The organism is Pseudobdellovibrionaceae bacterium, assembly GCA_019637875.1.
Taxonomy (GTDB): domain Bacteria; phylum Bdellovibrionota; class Bdellovibrionia; order Bdellovibrionales; family Bdellovibrionaceae; genus JAHBUW01.
Genome location: JAHBUW010000002.1, coordinates 96,413 through 113,630, shown reverse-complemented (window position 1 = coordinate 113,630; position 17,218 = coordinate 96,413). Strand labels below are relative to the sequence as shown.

At 58.3% G+C, this 17,218-nt stretch carries 18 protein-coding genes; 14 read left to right on the top strand and 4 right to left on the bottom strand.

Annotation, left to right across the window (positions count from 1 at the left end; translation table 11 throughout):
- Positions 1–28: 28 nt before the first annotated feature.
- Together KF767_03265 and KF767_03260 are read right to left on the bottom strand one after the other, a co-directional pair.
- A complete protein-coding gene (locus tag KF767_03265) occupies positions 29–1,516 on the bottom strand; it encodes a long-chain fatty acid--CoA ligase (protein MBX3016884.1) in 1,488 nt (495 codons plus the stop codon).
- A complete protein-coding gene (locus KF767_03260) occupies positions 1,516–2,514 on the bottom strand; it encodes a ketoacyl-ACP synthase III (GenBank protein MBX3016883.1) in 999 nt (332 codons plus the stop codon). The genes KF767_03265 and KF767_03260 overlap by 1 nt, the downstream gene beginning before the upstream one ends.
- Positions 2,515–2,709: 195 nt before the next feature.
- On the opposite strand from KF767_03260, the gene fabG reads away from it, so the two are divergent.
- From fabG to KF767_03200, 12 genes are all read left to right on the top strand, one after another.
- Positions 2,710–3,450 (top strand): 3-oxoacyl-ACP reductase FabG, encoded by a 741-nt coding sequence (gene fabG / locus KF767_03255; protein ID MBX3016882.1) that lies wholly within the window; start codon positions 2,710–2,712, stop codon positions 3,448–3,450.
- On the top strand, positions 3,450–4,505 hold the full coding sequence (locus tag KF767_03250) for an alpha/beta fold hydrolase (GenBank protein MBX3016881.1): 1,056 nt from the start codon (positions 3,450–3,452) through the stop codon (positions 4,503–4,505). The genes fabG and KF767_03250 overlap by 1 nt, the downstream gene beginning before the upstream one ends.
- Before the next feature lie 31 nt (positions 4,506–4,536).
- Positions 4,537–5,352, top strand: coding sequence for an alpha/beta hydrolase (locus KF767_03245; protein ID MBX3016880.1), 816 nt, complete (start codon positions 4,537–4,539; stop codon positions 5,350–5,352).
- 306 nt (positions 5,353–5,658) lie between these two features.
- Positions 5,659–6,189, top strand: a complete 531-nt coding sequence (locus tag KF767_03240) for a c-type cytochrome (protein ID MBX3016879.1) — start codon at positions 5,659–5,661, stop codon at positions 6,187–6,189.
- Between the two features lie 4 nt (positions 6,190–6,193).
- Entirely contained in the window at positions 6,194–7,021 is an 828-nt protein-coding gene (locus KF767_03235) for an SCO family protein (GenBank protein ID MBX3016878.1), read from the top strand.
- A gap of 19 nt (positions 7,022–7,040) precedes the next feature.
- Positions 7,041–7,997, top strand: coding sequence for a cytochrome c oxidase subunit II (gene coxB / locus KF767_03230; GenBank protein ID MBX3016877.1), 957 nt, complete (start codon positions 7,041–7,043; stop codon positions 7,995–7,997).
- A 12-nt stretch (positions 7,998–8,009) separates the two neighbouring features.
- Positions 8,010–9,593 carry a cytochrome c oxidase subunit I gene (ctaD, locus tag KF767_03225; protein MBX3016876.1) on the top strand — a complete coding sequence of 528 codons (1,584 nt, stop codon included), beginning with the start codon at positions 8,010–8,012 and terminating at the stop codon, positions 9,591–9,593.
- The gene (locus KF767_03220) at positions 9,583–10,260 is read left to right on the top strand and encodes a cytochrome c oxidase subunit 3 family protein (GenBank protein MBX3016875.1); all 678 of its coding nucleotides are present in this window, start codon (positions 9,583–9,585) and stop codon (positions 10,258–10,260) included. The genes ctaD and KF767_03220 overlap by 11 nt, the downstream gene beginning before the upstream one ends.
- Before the next feature lie 2 nt (positions 10,261–10,262).
- Positions 10,263–10,622 carry a cytochrome C oxidase subunit IV family protein gene (locus KF767_03215; protein MBX3016874.1) on the top strand — a complete coding sequence of 120 codons (360 nt, stop codon included), beginning with the start codon at positions 10,263–10,265 and terminating at the stop codon, positions 10,620–10,622.
- Between the two features lie 106 nt (positions 10,623–10,728).
- Positions 10,729–11,607 (top strand): protoheme IX farnesyltransferase, encoded by an 879-nt coding sequence (locus KF767_03210; GenBank protein MBX3016873.1) that lies wholly within the window; start codon positions 10,729–10,731, stop codon positions 11,605–11,607.
- Positions 11,577–12,734, top strand: a complete 1,158-nt coding sequence (locus tag KF767_03205; protein ID MBX3016872.1) for a trypsin-like peptidase domain-containing protein — start codon at positions 11,577–11,579, stop codon at positions 12,732–12,734. The genes KF767_03210 and KF767_03205 overlap by 31 nt, the downstream gene beginning before the upstream one ends.
- Before the next feature lie 131 nt (positions 12,735–12,865).
- Positions 12,866–13,345, top strand: coding sequence for a hypothetical protein (locus KF767_03200; GenBank protein MBX3016871.1), 480 nt, complete (start codon positions 12,866–12,868; stop codon positions 13,343–13,345).
- Here the strand turns inward: KF767_03200 and maiA are convergent.
- Positions 13,342–14,004 (bottom strand): maleylacetoacetate isomerase, encoded by a 663-nt coding sequence (gene maiA / locus KF767_03195; protein MBX3016870.1) that lies wholly within the window; start codon positions 14,002–14,004, stop codon positions 13,342–13,344. The genes KF767_03200 and maiA overlap by 4 nt on opposite strands.
- Positions 14,005–14,082: 78 nt before the next feature.
- On the opposite strand from maiA, the gene KF767_03190 reads away from it, so the two are divergent.
- Both KF767_03190 and KF767_03185 read left to right on the top strand, forming a co-directional pair.
- Positions 14,083–14,652 (top strand): outer membrane beta-barrel protein, encoded by a 570-nt coding sequence (locus KF767_03190; GenBank protein ID MBX3016869.1) that lies wholly within the window; start codon positions 14,083–14,085, stop codon positions 14,650–14,652.
- A 28-nt stretch (positions 14,653–14,680) separates the two neighbouring features.
- Positions 14,681–15,661, top strand: a complete 981-nt coding sequence (locus KF767_03185; GenBank protein ID MBX3016868.1) for a fumarylacetoacetate hydrolase family protein — start codon at positions 14,681–14,683, stop codon at positions 15,659–15,661.
- 32 nt (positions 15,662–15,693) lie between these two features.
- On the opposite strand, the gene KF767_03180 is transcribed toward KF767_03185, so the two are convergent.
- The gene (locus tag KF767_03180; protein MBX3016867.1) at positions 15,694–17,100 is read right to left on the bottom strand and encodes a response regulator; all 1,407 of its coding nucleotides are present in this window, start codon (positions 17,098–17,100) and stop codon (positions 15,694–15,696) included.
- Positions 17,101–17,218: the final 118 nt, after the last annotated feature.

The window sequence follows — 17,218 nt, the reverse complement described above, 5'->3', positions numbered from 1 at the left end:
GGGGGACCGGGGCTTCGTTCATTCGTCGTCAGTGAGTCTGGGTTTCCTGGTTGTACCGTTCGACCAAGGCCCGCTTCAGGATTTTGCCCGAGTCGCCCTTCGGGAGGGCATCCACGATCCGGATGTGCTTCGGGATCTTGAACTTCGCCAGGTTTTTTAAACAGTGCGCGCGTAGGGCATTGGCGTCCGTCGGGCCGACGGGTACGACGTAGGCGCAGCCGACCTCGCCCCATTTCTCGTCGGGAACGCCGATCACCGCGACTTCGCGGACGTGTTCATCTTGGCGCAGAACTTGTTCCACTTCCGAGGGATAAACGTTTTCACCGCCGCTGATGTACATTTCCTTTTTGCGACCCACGACGAAGAAAAAGCCGTCCTCGTCTTGGCGGACCAGATCGCCCGAGTGCAACCAGCCGTCGCGGATGGTGTCCGCGGTCGCCCGCGCGTTGTTCCAGTAGCCGGTCATCATCATCGGTCCGCGCAGCACGAGCTCGCCGATGTGGTTCGGTGCGACTTCGCGGCCCAGATCGTCGACGACTTTCGCCTCGATGTAGAAGTTCGGGAAGCCGATCGAGCCCATTTTGCGAAGGGCGTCCTCTTCATTCAGCGAGAACACGTTCGGGCCGAATTCGGTCAATCCGTAACCTTGACGGACGGGGATGCCCTTCTCGTGCCAGGTCTGGATCAACGGCAGCGGCATGGGTTCGCCGCCGACGATGGCGTAACGGAGCTTCGACAGATCCGCCGTGGCGAAATCGGGTGAACGCGACATCATGTCCATGGTCGTGGGGACACCGAAGAGCAGGGTGCATTTCTCGTCGGCGGTCAGCTTCAGGACGCGATCGGCGTCGAACTTCTTCAGCAGCAGAATGTGCGCGCCCCGGTGGAGGAACGGCGTCGTCAGCACGTTCCAGCCGCCGGTGTGGAAGAAGGGCAGGAAGATGACGGTTTTGTCGGACTGCACGATGTTCAGACGCAAAGTCGTGTTGATCGAGTTCCAGAACAGCATCCGGTGGCTCAGGATCGCGCCTTTCGGAGCGCCCGTCGTGCCCGAGGTGTACAAGATCATCGCGGGCGTTTCTTCCTCGCTCGCGAAGCCGGTTTCGGCGTGCGGATAGCTCGGCAGATCCGCCGCGAAGGTGTCCATGTCGAGGAGCGGCTCCGGGCGATGATCGACCTGCTCGAAGAACGCCTTCTGAAACACGACCAGGCGCGCGCCCGAATCGTTCAGGATGTGATCGATCTCGCGGCGGGTGAGCCGGAAATTGACGGGCACCATCGTCGCGGCCAGGCGTTGCAGCGCGAAGAAGAGCACGATCGACTCGAGCTCGTTCTGCGCGACCAGCGCCACGCGATCGCCCGCGCGGACCGAATACTTCTCGGCGAGGTAGGCGGCCGCCGCCGTCGTGCGCTCATAGAGCTCGGCGTAGGTGAACGAACGACCGGTCTCGGCGTCGGTGATCGCCGAGGTCTTCCCCGCATACAAATTCCAGCGCTTCAGCCAATCGAGTTCCATTATGTGTTGTAACTCCAAGTCATCGCGACCGCCGCCATGGACAGTCCACCGCCCGAACCCAGCAGGATGATCAGATCGCCCTTTTTGAGTTTGTGCTGGCGGGCCGCGTCCGCGAGCGCCATCCCCACGGCCGCGCTGCCGGTATAACCGAAGCGGTCCATGATGTTGTGCGAGAGCGTGCGGGGCAGCTTCAGATTGTCCAAGGCCTCGTTGATCGAGTTGATGTTGATCTGGGTCATGAAGAACATCTTCACGTCCTCGGGACGTTTGTGGATGCGATCGAGCAATTTGTGCGTCAGGCGCGGCCAGTGCGTCCCATTCGTTTCGATCGGGATTTTTTTGGCGAAGTTGAGCAGGTGGCCTTTGGTTTCGATCACCTGATGCGTGACGGGCTGGTGGGTCCCACCGGCGTAAACGCCCATGTAGTCGTGGTATTGGCCGTCGGTGTAAAGCTCGGCCGCGAGAATTCCGGTCTCGTCTTTCGAGGCCGAAATGACCGCCGCGCCCGCGCCGTCCGCGAACAGCGTCGCGATTCGGAAGTCGTCGTAGTTCAGGTACTTCGACATCCCGTAGGCGCCGACGACGAGGATGTTCTTATATTGAGGATCCGCGGCGATGTACTTGGCGCCGAGATCCAGCGCCGTGACGAAGCCCGCGCACGCCGAGTTGACGTCGAAGGTGCCCGCGTTCTTCGCGCCGAGCTTGTGCTGCACGACGGCCGCGGTCGAAGGCGAAAGGTAGTCGGGCGTATCGGTGGACACGACGATGAGGTCGATGTCGAGCGCGGTCAGGCCCGCGTTCTTCAGCGCCTCTTCGGCGGCGGGAACGACGAGGTCCGACGTCGCTTGCTCTTCGCTCATGAAGCGGCGTTCGACGATGTTGCGCTGCTGGCGCAGGAAAGTGTCGATGTCTTTATTGTACATCTCGTTGAAGAATTGATTTTTGACGATCTTTTCGGGGGCGTAAAAGCCGGTTCCGATCACTGTCGCGCGACGCATGAGTCCCTCCCTCAAAACCCCATCCATGGCTCCGCTCCGGTCGTAAGGCAAGACAAATTCAGCTGGAATTCACTGACGTAGTTACTCTAGCCGCGACGTCTAAACCGCTATTTTATCTGTTGTTTACGGTTCGCCGATTGACTCGTGTGAAAACTCTATGGCAACTCAACCCATCTTTAGCCAGAGGGGGCACACATGACTTTCGACTTCAATAATAAGACCGTACTCGTCACCGGCGGCGCGCAGGGCATCGGTTTCGAAATCACACGTCAGTTCTTGGCGGCAGGCGCGAACGCGGTCGTGTGGGACTACTCGGCGGATGCGCTGAAGACCTGCGCGAGCGAACTCTCGAAATACGGCGCGAAGCTGCAAACGGCGCAAGTGGACGTCACGAAGCGTGAGTCCATCGCGGCGGCGCTCGCGTCGATGAACGGAACGCTCGACGTTCTGATCAACAACGCGGGCATCACGCGCGATAAGTCCTTCGGCAAGATGCAGCCCGAGGATTGGGACGCGGTCATCGCGACGAACCTGACGGGTCTTTTCAACGTGACTAAAGCGGCGTCCGAGAAATTCAATCCGACGTCCACCGCGAAACGGATCATCAATATCTCTTCGGTCGTCGGTCTGTACGGCAACTTCGGTCAGACGAACTACGCGGCGGCGAAAGCGGGCGTGATCGGGATGACGAAGACTCTCGCGAAAGAGCTCGGTCGCAAAGGTTTCACCGTGAACGCGATCGCTCCCGGCTTCATCATGACCGCGATGACCAAAGCGATGCCGAAAGAGGTCTTGGATAGCATGGCGGCGAAAGTGCCCGTCGCGCGTCTGGGTGAAACTTCGGACATCGCGAACGGCTGCTTGTTCCTGGCGAGCGATTTGGCCGGCTACATCAACGGCACCACTCTCAGCATCGATGGCGGGATCGTTCTATGATGAAATTCATCCTTTTGACATGCGCGCTGCTGGCGACGCCTTTCGTGCAGGCGACCTCGTCGTCCGAGCGTGAGGCGCAGGATCCCATCCGCGCCGAAAAATACTTCGAAGGTTTCGTCGCGGTGAAAAAGGACCGCGAAGTCTACGTGCGGTGGACGAAGGCGCAAGCCGGTCAACCCACCGCGATCTTGTTGAACGGGCTGACCTACAGCACCCGTCAATGGGAAGACTTCGCCGAGGTGCTGGCGGCGCAGGGTTTCGGCGTTTTGCGCTACGATATGTTCGGCATGGGCGAGACGCTGTTGAAGCACGCGCCCATCTTGAGCGTGATCTCGCATCGCGATCAGGTGAGTGATCTCAACCTGCTGACGCGCAAGCTGGGCCTCACCGGTCGACTCAACTTGGTGGGACTGTCATACGGCGGCGGCATCGCGCTGGCGTACGGCGCGGCCTATCCGAACGACGTGAAGAACATCATCGTGATGGCGCCCTTCACGCGTCCGCTGGCCGAGCAGGACGAGTGGATCAAATCGCAGATCTGGTACACGCGTCGCGTGCAGCCCTTCAACCCCGCGTCGGATGACGAGCTCTACGACTTCTATCTGCGCCAGGTGATCTACACGACCTATCCCAGCGTCGAGCCCGTCGTTCTGGAGAACCCCTTCAAGCTCGAAGGCGTCTTCCGGATGGTGCAAGGCATTCGCAAGTGGACCTCGGACGAAGCCGTGGGTCTTCTGCCGAAAGCGTCGGTGCATCTGATGATCGCGGGCAACGACCAGTACATTAAGCGCAAGGTGATGGAGGACTTCTGGGCGAGCGTTCCGAAGGAGCGTCGCGCCAGCATGATCGTCGTGAACAACTCGGAACACAAAATGCCCGAGTCGGTCCCGTTCTTTTCGGCGACTTGGGTGGGCGAGATCTTGAAGAAGAATCCCGTCCTGTCCTCGGGCCGTGAATTCGACGCCGATCCCTTCGCGGGCAGCGTCCGCTATGAAGGTGGCAACCTGACGTTCCCGCGCGAGCGCGAGGGGCGGGGCACCATCGGTCGCAACTAACGAAGTTTATTTAGACAGGGAGAAACGAAAGATGAAATTCCAGATCCCGCACGCGGAAGGCCGCGAACTCAATTACGAGGTTTATCCGAATCAACTGCCCGAGGCGACGCTGTTCCTGCACGGGAACTTGGCGAGTAACCGCTGGTGGACTCCGGTCCGCGAGGCGTGGTCGGGATTGGGGCCGTCGAAAGCTTTCGCCGCCCCCATGATCGTCGCCGAGTTCCGGGGCTGCGGGGATTCAACCGCGCCCGCAAGCTTGGACGAGGTGAACATGGAGCTTTTCGCGCGCGACTTCCTGGCGCTCGTGAAAGGGCTGAACGTCGGTCCGGTGAACGTCGTCGGTCACTCGACCGGCGGTTTGATCGCGGCGCACATGGCGGCGATCGATCCCACGCTGGTGAACAAGATCGTGCTGCTCGACCCCGTCGGCGCGCGCGGCGTGAAGTTCGAAGAGTCGATGACCGCCGCCTTCGAAGCGATGAAGAAGGACCGTGCCCTGACCGCGGTCGTGATCGGCTCGACCATCCACAACAACGACGCCGATCGTCCCTTCTTCAAAAACGAGATCACCGACGACGCCTACAAAGCGGTGAGCAACGTGGGGGCTTGGGTCCTGCAATCGCTGGACGGTTTCGACAGCCGCGAGGCGCTGAAGTCCGTGAAGGCTCCCGCGCTCGTTTTGCACGGGGAGTTCGATACGCTGCTCCCGCGCGCGGACTCGGAAGAGCTGGCGCAGATCCTCGGCGGTCGGTTTCAAGAACTCAAAGGTTGCGGACATTGCGCGAACCTGGAGAACCCGCGTCTGTTCGCGGAAGTTGCACATTCCTTTCTGTTCGCGGGTCGCTGAGCGGCCCCTCACTCGTAGCATAAGATCACGCGGCGTCCGCCGCGTCCCTCGGGTCCCTGAAAGCGGGCAGTTCTTGATAGAAGTTCAGCGGTTTCATGCGTAGTGAATATCGCTCTCATTCGGAACTGCTGAACTCGCGTGCATGTTCGATGCGGTCTGTTAATCGGTCTTGAAGCTCGGCTCTGCCTTCTTGCCGTCAAGTGCCTTTTCATATACTTTGCATTTGATCACCTAATGAATGCGGAGCGACACCAGTCTCTAGAAGTATTGCTCTGAAGTTATGCCCTCGCTTTGAGAAGGTTTTTAATGGCTGAGAATCAGGATCAATTCAATCGCGGCGGAATGTTGGCTTTCATCTTTTCGATGGCCTTTGTCTGCGTCTTCTTCTTCTACCTCGTCGTCGTGAACAAAGGCGTCGATCTCGGAGAGAACATTCAACTCCCTCCTTCGGGTGAAGAGCTCGCCAAAGTGGTGGATATCTCGAAGATCGCGGAGCCTTGGGTCGCGAACGAAGACATGGTCGCGCACGGTAAAAAACTCTTCGCGCAGAACTGCGCGCTTTGCCACGGGAACGAAGGAAAAGGCGACGGTCCTTCGGGCGCGGCTTTGAATCCGAAGCCTCGTAACCTGGTGACCGGCGGCTGGAAAAAAGGCGGCGGTTTCATCGGTCACTTCAACGCGATCACCGAAGGCATCGAGGGTTCTTCGATGGCTTCGTACGCGCACTTCAAACCGGCGGACCGTTGGGCGCTGGTGCAATTCATCGAATCGATCACTCAAGATAAACAGGTCGACGATCCCGCAAAACTCGCGGAATTCGCGAAGACAGCGAAGTAAACGAATGCATTTGTCCGCCGCTCTTCTTTCCATCTTGGTTTTCGGCGCGAGCGCCGGGCACGCCTATGAGGCGAAGCCCCCGTCGTTGCCGGCCGAGCAGGCGGCGCGCGGGACCGAAGGCATCGGCATCACCGAAAACCTGGGCGCGAAGCTGAGTCTTTCGCTTCCCGTGATCGACGAAAACGGCCAGACGAAGCAGCTCGCCGAGTACTTCCATTCGGGCCGCCCGGTGATCTTCTCGCTGATCTATTATAGTTGTCCCGGTCTTTGTAACTTCCATATGAACGGCGTGGTCGAAGCGCTGAAGGGTGTGGACTGGAATCCCGGCGACAAATTCGAAGTCGTGGCTTTGAGCTTCGATCCGAAAGAGGGTTCGGCCCTCGCGGCCGCGAAAAAAGTGAACTACGTCAATTTGTACGAGCGCCAAGAGCCCGGACAAAAAGGAATGCACTTCCTGACCGCCTCGCAAGAGACGATCGATCAAATTACGAAAGACATCGGCTTCAAATATCGCTGGGACGCGGCCAGCAACGAGTGGGCGCACGCTTCGGCGGCGGTCCTGATCTCGCCGGCCGGAAAAATCACGCGTTACCTGCACGGAATCATGTTCGACGCCAAGGACATGAAGCTCGCGCTGTCGGAAGCGACCGAGGGTAAAATCGGAAATATCGTCGATAAAATGATCTGGTACTGCTTCATGTACGATCCGAAGCAAAGCAAATACACGCTGGCGGCTTTCCGCCTCGTGCAATTGGGCGGAGCTTTGATCGTGCTGGTGATGGCGGCGTTACTGGTGCCGCAGTGGCTGAAATCCAGACAGACCAAAGTTTGAGTTCGGGGAGAAGCATCGTATGAAATGGTTGTTCGCAACATTGAACCAGGCTCAGGCCAGCAACTTCATGCCGCCGGCCGGGACGGACATCGCCCGTCAGTTCGATAATCTGTACTCGTTCCTGCTGATCACCAGCTTTATCGGCTGCGTGATTTTGATCGGTGGAATGATCTTCTTCGCGCTGAAGTACAAGCGGAAGACCGCGAACGACAAGACTCCTTACATCAGCCACAGCACGGCGCTGGAGTTCCTGTGGTCGTTCATCCCGCTGGTTCTCTTCCTGGTGATGTTCGGTTGGGGCTGGTACGTCTATCATCAAATGCGTCAGATGCCCGAGAACGCGCTGGAAGTTCACGTCACCGGTTACAAGTGGGCGTGGGACTTCGAATACAAGTCGGGTAAAACCACTTCGGGCGAGATGGTCGTTCCCGTGGGGCAACCCGTGAAACTCATCATGGGTTCGCGCGACGTCCTTCACTCGTTCTTCATTCCGTCCATGCGGATCAAACAAGACGTCGTTCCCGGCATGTACACGGCGCTCTGGTTCAACGCGGAAAAGGTCGGCGACTATCAAGTGTTCTGTACCGAGTACTGCGGTGACATGCACTCGCGGATGCTCGCGAAGGTCCGCGTGGTTCCCCAAGCGGAATACGAAACTTGGATCCTGGAAAACGATGCGAATCTTCCGATGACCGAACGCGGTCAAAAGATCTGGGCCGGCAAGTGTATGGCCTGCCATTCGATCGACGGTAAAAAAGGCGCGGGCCCGACCTGGAAAGGTCTGTGGGGCGCGAAAGGTCACCCGATCGAGGGCGGCACCGTCGACGTCGATGAAAACTACCTCCGTCAGTCGATCATGGAGCCGAACGCTCAGATCTCGACCGGCTTCCCGAAGGGCGTGATGCCGACCTTCCAAGGGGCCCTGAAGGAAGACGAAGTAACGGCACTTATCGAGTTTATTAAAACGCTGCAGTAAGCGGAGATCTCCATGGCAAGCGCAAACGGACTGAACTACATCAACGAATTCAAAGGGCTGAAATCCTGGTTCACGAGCTTGGACCACAAACGGATCGGCCTGCTGTACATGGTTTCGATTCTGTTCTTCTTCCTCGTCGGCGGTATCGCGGCGATGTTGATCCGTCTGGAACTCTTCCGGACCGGGAACTACTTCGAACCCTCCACTTATAACCAGATCATGACTTACCACGGGGCCATCATGGTCTTCATGGTCATCGTCCCGGGGATTCCGGCGATCTTGGGGAACTTCTTCTTGCCGATTCACATCGGCGCGAAGGACGTGGCTTTCCCGCGACTGAACTTGGCCAGCTGGTACGTGTTCATGGCGGGGGCCTTGCTTGCGATTTCGACCTTCTTCACTTCGAAGATCGACACCGGTTGGACGTTCTACACCCCCTACTCGATCACGACCGGCACCGCGGTCGTTTCGATGGTCGTCGCGGCTTTCATCATGGGGATGTCGTCGGTTCTGACGGGTCTGAACATGATCGTGACCGTGCACAAGCTGCGCGCTCCCGGCATGACCATGGGTCGTATCCCGCTCTTCGTGTGGGCGGTCTACTCCACGGCGATCCTGCAGGTCCTGGCGACGCCGGTTCTCGCGATCACGCTGCTCTTGATCGCGGCGGAGCGCATCTTCGGTGTGGGGATCTTCGACCCCGCCCTGGGCGGAGACCCCGTCCTGTTCCAGCACTTCTTCTGGTTCTATTCCCACCCGGCGGTTTACATCATGATCCTGCCCGCGATGGGGATCGTGTCGGAGATCATCACCTGCTTCTCGCGTAAGACCATCTTTGGTTATACGGCGATCGCGTTCTCTTCGCTGGGGATCGCGGCGGTCTCGTTCTTCGTGTGGGGTCACCACATGTTCGTTTCGGGTCAGTCGGAACTGGCGGGCGTCGTGTTCTCGTTCCTGACGATGCTCGTCGGGGTCCCCACGGCGATCAAAATGTTCAACTGGCTGGCGACCATGTACCGCGGCTCGATCAGCTTCGCTTCGCCGATGCTGTACGCGATGGGCTTCCTGTTCCTGTTCGCGATCGGCGGGGTGACCGGAATCATGCTGGCGACCGTCGGTTTGGACGTCCACTTCCACGATACTTACTTCGTCGTCGCGCACTTCCACTACGTCATGGTCGGCGGAACGCTGATGGCGCTCGTTGGTGGCTTCCTGTACTGGTTCCCGAAAATGTTCGGGAAGATGTTCAACGAAAGCCTGGCGCGTCTGTCGTGGGTGCTGATCTTCATCGGCTTCAACGTGACTTTCTTCCCGCAATTCATCCTGGGTTCGATGGGGATGCCCCGTCGTTACGCGGACTACGTGCCCGCGTACGAGCCCTTGAACCAAGTTTCGTCGATCGGCGCATGGACGATCGGACTCGGCTTCTTGGTCGTTCTGTGGGTGATGGTCGATGGTCTGATGCGCGGTGAAAAAGCGCCGTCGAATCCCTGGGGTTCGAAGACTCTCGAATGGACGTTGCCCTCTCCGCCGACTCACCATAACTTCGATGTAGAACCCGTCGTCACCGCAGGACCTTACGAATATGGCAAGTAATACGCACGCACCCACCGATCACAAGCATCATTACGCCCATCACTTCCGGAACGCGGACCACGAGTTCGTGTCGTCGAAAGAAGGGATCTGGCTGTTCATGGTCACCGAGATCCTGATGTTCGGTGGCCTGTTCGTCGGCTATTTCATGTTCGCGATGGTCTACCCCGAGATGTTCCACGCGGGCGCGACCTTCCTCGACTGGCGGATGGGCGCGTTCAACACCTGCGTTCTGCTGCTGAGCTCGTGGACGATGGCGATGGCGATCAACTCGATTCAGACCGGTAAAAACAGCGCCGCGACCAAACATTTGATCGTGACGCTGATTTGCGGAGCGATCTTCATGGTCGTGAAGTACTTCGAGTATACCCACAAGATTCACGAGGGCCTGCTGCCGGGACGTTTCTTCTCGTACGATCTGGCCGCGCACCCGGAGCTCGCGCACATCACGAATCTGGGGATGTATTTCGGTTTCTACTTCTCGATGACGGGGCTGCACGGAACGCACGTTTTGATCGGGATGGCGCTGATCACGTGGGTTTTGATCCGCAATCTGCGCGGTGAGTTCGATCCCCACTACTATACGGCGGTCGAAGGTGTCGGGATCTTCTGGCACATCGTCGACTTGATCTGGATCTTCCTCTTTCCGCTTCTCTACTTGGTGGGGTAACGATGGCATCGAATCACGGACACTCTGCGGGCGGACAGCCCCAAGTTGAAAACTACGCAAACGCTCACCACATCGTGCCGGCCGCGCTGCTGACGAAAATTCTGCTCGCGCTGGTGGCGTTGACGGTGTTGACCGTCGTGACCGCGAAGTTCGTGCACCTGGGGGCCCTGGCGGTTCCCGTGGCGTTCGGGATCGCGTTGGTGAAGGCCCTGATGGTCATGGGCTACTTCATGGGTTTGAAATACGATACGAAGGGCAACCGGATCATCTTCGCGACCGGCTTCATGGGTCTGGCTTTGCTCTTCTTCTTTTGCGCTCTGGATACGTTCTCGCGCGTTCTGCAAAGCAACACGCTTTTCTAGACGTCGCTTTCATTTGTTCGAACGAAAAACCGCGTGCGACCCACGCGGTTTTTCTTTTTGGACCGTACGGGTTGCCTCAAGCGCTTGTTCGGCCTAGGTTGCCCGCATGTGGAAGCTCTATGCGGATCTGACGAAGTTCGGGATCGTGATTTTCGTGGTGCTGACGGGGCTTGCCGGTTACGCCACGAGTTTCCAATTTGAAAATCCCTTCGTTTGGCAACATCTGGCGACCTTGCTCGGTGGACTCTACTTTCTGAGCTCGGGTTCGCTCGCCCTCAATCAAGTTCAAGAATACAAAATCGACCGTCTGATGCCGCGAACGCAGAAGCGTCCGATCGCTTCGGGGAAACTCAAACCCGCGGCGGGCCTGATTCTGGCCGTGACGTATCTGCTGATCGGCTCGGGGATGCTGGCCGAGATTTCGCTGCTGAGCCTGGGCCTCGGTTGGCTCACGGTGGTTTTGTACAACGGCGTTTACACTTACTGGTGGAAGCCGAAGTGGGTCTTCGGCGCGGTTCCGGGCGCGATTCCGGGAGCGCTTCCCGTGACGATCGGGTACGCGGCGAACACCGATCTGATCTTCAACTCGGAGTCCGTTTACCTGTTCGCGATTTTGTTTCTGTGGCAGATGCCGCATTTCTGGTGCTTGGCTTTGCGTTTTAAGAACGATTACCAAGCCGGGATGGTGCCGACGCTTCCCGCGGCGCTCGGCGTGCGGCGCACACTTTACCACATGGGGCTTTACACCTTTCTGTACGCGGGGCTCGCGATCGCGTCGCCTTGGTTCGTGAACGCGAGCTGGATGTACATTTTGTTCGTCGTGCCGTTCGCGGTGAAAGTCGTGTGGGACTTCTTCAAGCTTCTACGTTCGGAAGGCGAGAAGGGTTGGCTCGGTTTCTTTTTGTGGACCAATACGAGCGTGCTCGTTTTCCTCTTCGTCCCGGTGGTGGATAAATGGAATTTTCTTTTTATCGCGTCCAATTGATCGTCATTTCGCTTTTCTTGGCGGTACCCGCGTTCGCGCAGGATTGGTCGCCGGTTTTTGAAAAGTCCAAAGCTTCCGTGCCTTTGCTTTTCATGAGCTCGGGCTACTGCGCGGGCGCGCTCATCGAACCGGATCTGATCCTGACCGCCGCGCACTGCGTGGATCGCCTGCGTCCCGTGCGGGTCGCCTGGTCGGACGCACTTCCGCGCATCGAGGCGGGCAAGAAGGACGACAAAGACAAAACGCCGGCGGCCGAGTTTCTGACCGAAGAGGTGAAAGTCGTCGCCATGGACCGGGATCGCGATCTGGCGCTGCTGCGTCTCACGACGAAAAAGACGATCCCCACCTTGAAGGTCGCCCCGAACGTGGATTCGGCGAAGGTCGGATCGCCCATCGTGACCATCGGTCACCCCGCGCGGCGGGCGACGGCGTGGGACGCCCAGTATCTGTTCGAAAAAGAAGAAGTGTATTTGGTTTCGTCGGGCATCGTTTCGGGACTCGGTGAACAAGATTTGCTGACGGACGTTTCGCTCACGCCCGGAAATTCCGGCGGCCCCCTTCTGAATCCGGCGGGGGAAGTCATCGGCGTCGTCAGTCGCAAACGTGTTGGTCCCACTGTGGGTTTGATCGGCTTCGCGGCGCATGCGAACTCCATTGCGGAATTTCGCGCCGAGCACGCGAAGACCGGCGATCGAGAGATCCGTTGGATGAAGGCCGGTCACAATTCGCGCCTGAGTCTGTTCTGGGCTTCGCTCGGCGTGAAGAGCCAAGGCTTGAGCGATGAGCGTGAACTTTGGGGCGCGCGACTCGACATCGACTTTTGGGATCGTTTACGTCTTTCGTATGCGGGAGGCTTCTCGGGCAATCCGTCGTTCAGCGCCTACGGTCTGGGCTGGAAATTCCAGTTGCTGCGTCCGGATCTGAACGTATGGAACCTGACGCCGGGAGTGCAGTTCATGAGTTTCCGTCACGACGATCAGACCCGGGGCGTGCTGACGGAAATGCGGCGCGTGGGGTTGAGCCTGGCGCTGGAGTCTTCGGTTTTCCCGCTGAGTTTGAAGGCGACCTTCTCTCCGGGCAGCGAGAACTCCTTAGGACTTGTTCAGGTCGGCCTGCCGCTCTTCTAGAAATCTGGGGCGCTTTAGGACTGCACAAGACAAAATTACAGCCGCCAAAACCTTGGGGGACGCGGCTTTTGACTCTCCGTTGGGGGATGGGTAGCCCGAAGGGTGTTACTCGATTCACTAATGGAGGTTCCATGAAAATTCTGATGTCGCTGTTGACCCTGGTTCTGACCGCTCCGGCTTTCGCCGCCGTTCAAGGGTCCATCGCTCCTTGCTACAAGGACCGCTACACGGCGGGCCGTATCGATGAAATCCCCAAAGACGAACGCATCGGTATCCGCAATCCGCGCGGGGAAGAGGTCGGCGCGCTGGTGTTCGAAGGCAAGCGCGGCACCAAAGCTTCGTCGATGTATTTGTGCGGAAACAACTCGGGTTATTACTACGTCGACGCGGACATCAAGGACTGGGTCGGTCCGGCTCGTCAGAAGATCGAAGTCGGTTCGGTCTACAACGACGAATACGACGCATCGACCGTCGTGCAGACGCTTTCGAATAACCGCCTCAGCGCGGATATCGTGATGACGATTCGGATCAAGTTCACCGGCGACGCGGCCGACGCGGACTACACCGAAGCGGCGGGCGACATCATGATGACGCTGCCACTGGATCGTTAATCGATCTTGAGTTCCGGGGGCGTGTCCACCTGACGGTAGGGATGCGCCTTGCGGAAGGCTTCGAGTTTCTCGCAGTTCGCGACCACGCGGCGAACGGCGGGATAGTTTTCGAGTCCGATATGGAATCGCTGCGCCCAGAAGACGAGCGGCAGCAAAAAGGCGTCGGCGGCCGTCACCTCGTCGCCGAAACAGTAAGTCCCACCATGCTGGGCGATCCACTTCTCGATGACCGCGAAATTCTGATGTCCCCAGTGCTGAAGCCAGGCGCCACGCGCCTCGGCGGAGAGACCCGCGTTCTTTTCGAGGTACTGCATGGTCTTTAGATTCGTGAGGGCGTGGGCGCAGTTGATGTTTTCGCAGAACTGGCGGACCGATGCGGCCTTTTGGACGTCTTCGGGGAAAAGGCGGGGGGTGTTACGGATTTGATCGAGGTACTCGCAAATAACCATACTCTGCGCGACCTTGAAATTTCCGTGAACCAGGGTGGGAACTTCGCCCGCGGCGTTGAGTTGCCGATACTCCGCAGTGTGTTGTTCTCCACCGTTGTTCAAAAGATGCACTGGATGGTATTGGAAGCTGAGGCTTTTCAGATGCATGGCAATTCGGACACGGTAAGACGTGGAACTGCGGAAATAGTTGTAGAGCGCAAAGTCAGACATCTTGGACTCCCCGTGCTCGCATTGTAAACTGAAGACGACCCAAAACAACTAGCGCTTCGGCGCGAAAGAGGAGTCGAAATGAAAACGAATATGATGACAAAGATCGCGATGGGCCTGGTGGGTGCGCTGTTCTCGGTTTCGGCCTTCGCGCAAGACGTCGGAATCGTCGTGGGCGCGCGCGCCGATAACGCCGATGGCAATAACAACGTCAAAATCACGGGCAAAACCGGCTTCCAGGCGGGCGTGATCGCGAAATTCGACATGACCGGCGCTTTGCAGCTGCGGACCGGATTTTTGGCGACGCAACGTTCTTATGAGTACAGCATCGCGACGCCCGCGGTTCTGAACGACGAGTTCCGTATGACCTATTTCGAAATTCCGGCCGGCGTGCTGTGGAAGTTCAGCGATTACGGCGGCGTCTTCGCGGGACCCGCGGTGTCGTTGGGATTGTCGAAGTCTTGCCCTGGCGGTGACTGCGCGGGCGCGGAAGTGAATGGCTCGCCGTTGTCGTTCCAGTTCGGCGGTAGCTTCAAAGTCGCGCCGCAAGTGGGTTTCGAAGTTTATTACGAAACCATGCTTTCGGATGTCGCGAAAGACGTGAAGTCCGGACGTTCGCTGATGGCGAACCTGATGATCACTTTTGACTGATTGATTTGATCCAAAGAAAGGGCGGCCCATGAAGCTCGCAAGTTTGAAAGTTCCCGGAAAATTCGACGGCGAGTTGATTCTGGCCACCTCCGATCTCAAACGCGCGGTGAAGGCGACCTCGATCGCCTCTTCACTGCGGGAAGCGGTCGAGCGCTGGGCGGAGTGCGAACCCCGCCTGCGCGAACTCGATGCGCAGCTGAAGGCGGGCACGGCCCCGGGGACCTTCGACGTGAAGCCCGAAGCGCTGATGGCTTGTTTGCCGCGCACGTGGCTGTTCGCCGACGGCTCGGCGTTCATTCATCACATCAAACTCGTGCGTAAAGCCCGCAATGCGGCCTTGCCCGAGACTTTGGAAACCGTTCCCCTCATGTACCAAGCGGAAAGCGGCCAATTCCTTTCTCCGTTGGAGGGCATTCCCCAACGCAGCTTCGACCACGGCACGGATATGGAGGCCGAGGTCGGCGTGATCACGGACTTCGTGCCGATGGGAACTTCGCCCGAAGAGGCGCTGAAGAAAATCCGTCTGGTCGTGCTGATCAACGACGTTTCGCTGCGCGGATTGATTCCGGCGGAGCTGGCGTCGGGTTTCGGGTTTTTCGTTTCGAAGCCGACGAAGGCGCTTTCGCCCTTCGCGTTGACGCCCGACGAGCTGGGCGTGGCGTGGAAAGACGGACGTCTGCACCTGCCTTTGAATGTCCGCTGGAATGATGAGTTTTTCGGTCAAGCGAACGCCGGTGAGATGTTCTTTCATTTCGGTCAGCTGATCGCGCACGCGGCGCAGACGCGCAATCTGGCGGCGGGCTCATTGATCGGTTCGGGAACGGTGTCGAACGATAAGGACGGCGCGGGCTCCAGCTGCATCGTCGAGAAACGCACGCTCGAGCAAATCGAAATCGGAAAACCGGTCACGCCCTACATGAAGGTCGGCGACCGCGTCGAAATCTGGATGGAAACTCCGGATGGCAACCCGCTCTTCGGGCGGATCGACCAGCGGGTCGTGCAAGCTTAGACCAGCGGGTCGTGCCGGCGTCGCCGCCGCTCTTACTCCGTTTTGGCTTTCGCTTCCAGGTGGCTCTGCACTTTGCGGAGCTTTTCCGGAATCGGGATGCGGAAGATCTCCAGAATCGCGCGGATGAATCCCACTTCGAAGTCCTCTTCGTGATCGGCATAGATGTTCAAGAAGACCTGCATGGGGTTCAACAGGCTTCCCGCGGGATCAGCCATCATTTCGTCACAGAAGGTGTCCACAACGTGCAGCATACGTCCCAGCGGGTGGATGCGGATGCGGGTTAGGCGCATGGGGTAACCGGTGCCCGAGTTGTTTTCGTGGTGGCTGGCGACGGCTTGAACGATCTCTTCGGTGATGAAAGGCATTTCGCGCAGAAGGTCGCGACCGCGCACGACGTGGCTTTCGTAAACGCCGCGTTCTTCCGGATTGCAGTCGGCGCGACGTTTGCGCATGAGCTCCGAGGGAAGATCGATTTTTCCCAGGTCGTGCAGGATTCCCGCCAGTGCCATTTTGAAAGCGGCGCTTTGACCGTTCCAACCGACTTGTTTCGCGCCCAGAACCGAGTAGGCCGCGACGCCCAGGGCGCGCACGAAAGAGCGTTCGTGTTGCTGACGAAGTGATTGCAGCATTTGGAAGAGCACATCGTTTTCGAGGCAGAGTTGCAGCGATCCCTCGACGACGGACTTCGCGTATTCGAAAAGTTCGCGGGGAACGGCGGCCGAATAGGTGCGCTCCATATCGTTGTCGATGGATTCGCGTAGGAATTGCATCTTTTCGGTGATCGAAGACGGGCGGCGCGCGCTCGGGCTTGTGCTCGCGAGTTTCAGATTGAACGCCATGTACTCGGCGTAGTCTTCTTTACGGACGTAAAGGAAGCGCAGACCTTTTTCGATAAATCCATTCAAACGGAAAATCGACTGATGATTGTCGGCGCGGGCGACGCGAGCGAAAGAGCCTTCCGGAGTGCGCGCGAAGATATCCATCGATTTCTGGCCCAGATTCAAATAGTCGGGGACGTAGATACGAACGTACTCGGCATCGACTTCTTCCGGAGTGCGTTCGGCGGCCGCGCGAACCGAAGTCGCCAGGCGAATCGAATTTTTCAGTTCGTCGGCACCGAAGGGCTTCGAAAGAAAGTCGGCGGCACCCATGGCGGTCGCTTTGCCGATATCGACCAGAGCCGAAAAACCGGTCATCAAAACGACGGGGATATTGCGGGATTTCACTTCATGGAAGAGCTCGAGGCCCGACATGACCGGCATTTGGATGTCGGTCAGGATCATGTCGAAGTCGCAGTGAGCGACCATGTTCAGGGCTTCGCGTCCGTTTTCGGCCGCCGAGGATTCGTGGCCCATCAGTCGGATGAGTTCGCGCAGTGTGGTCCGGATCTCTTGGTCATCGTCTACGATCAGGATCCGAATTTTTTTAATCTCCGACATGAAATCCTCCAACGTTCTGAGTTCATTGTCGGCCGGGCGAAAGTCGATTACGAGTTACGATCCCTTCTTAGGGGGAGGGAAACCGCTCGGTAACGAACCTCGTCGTTCTGGGCGTGTC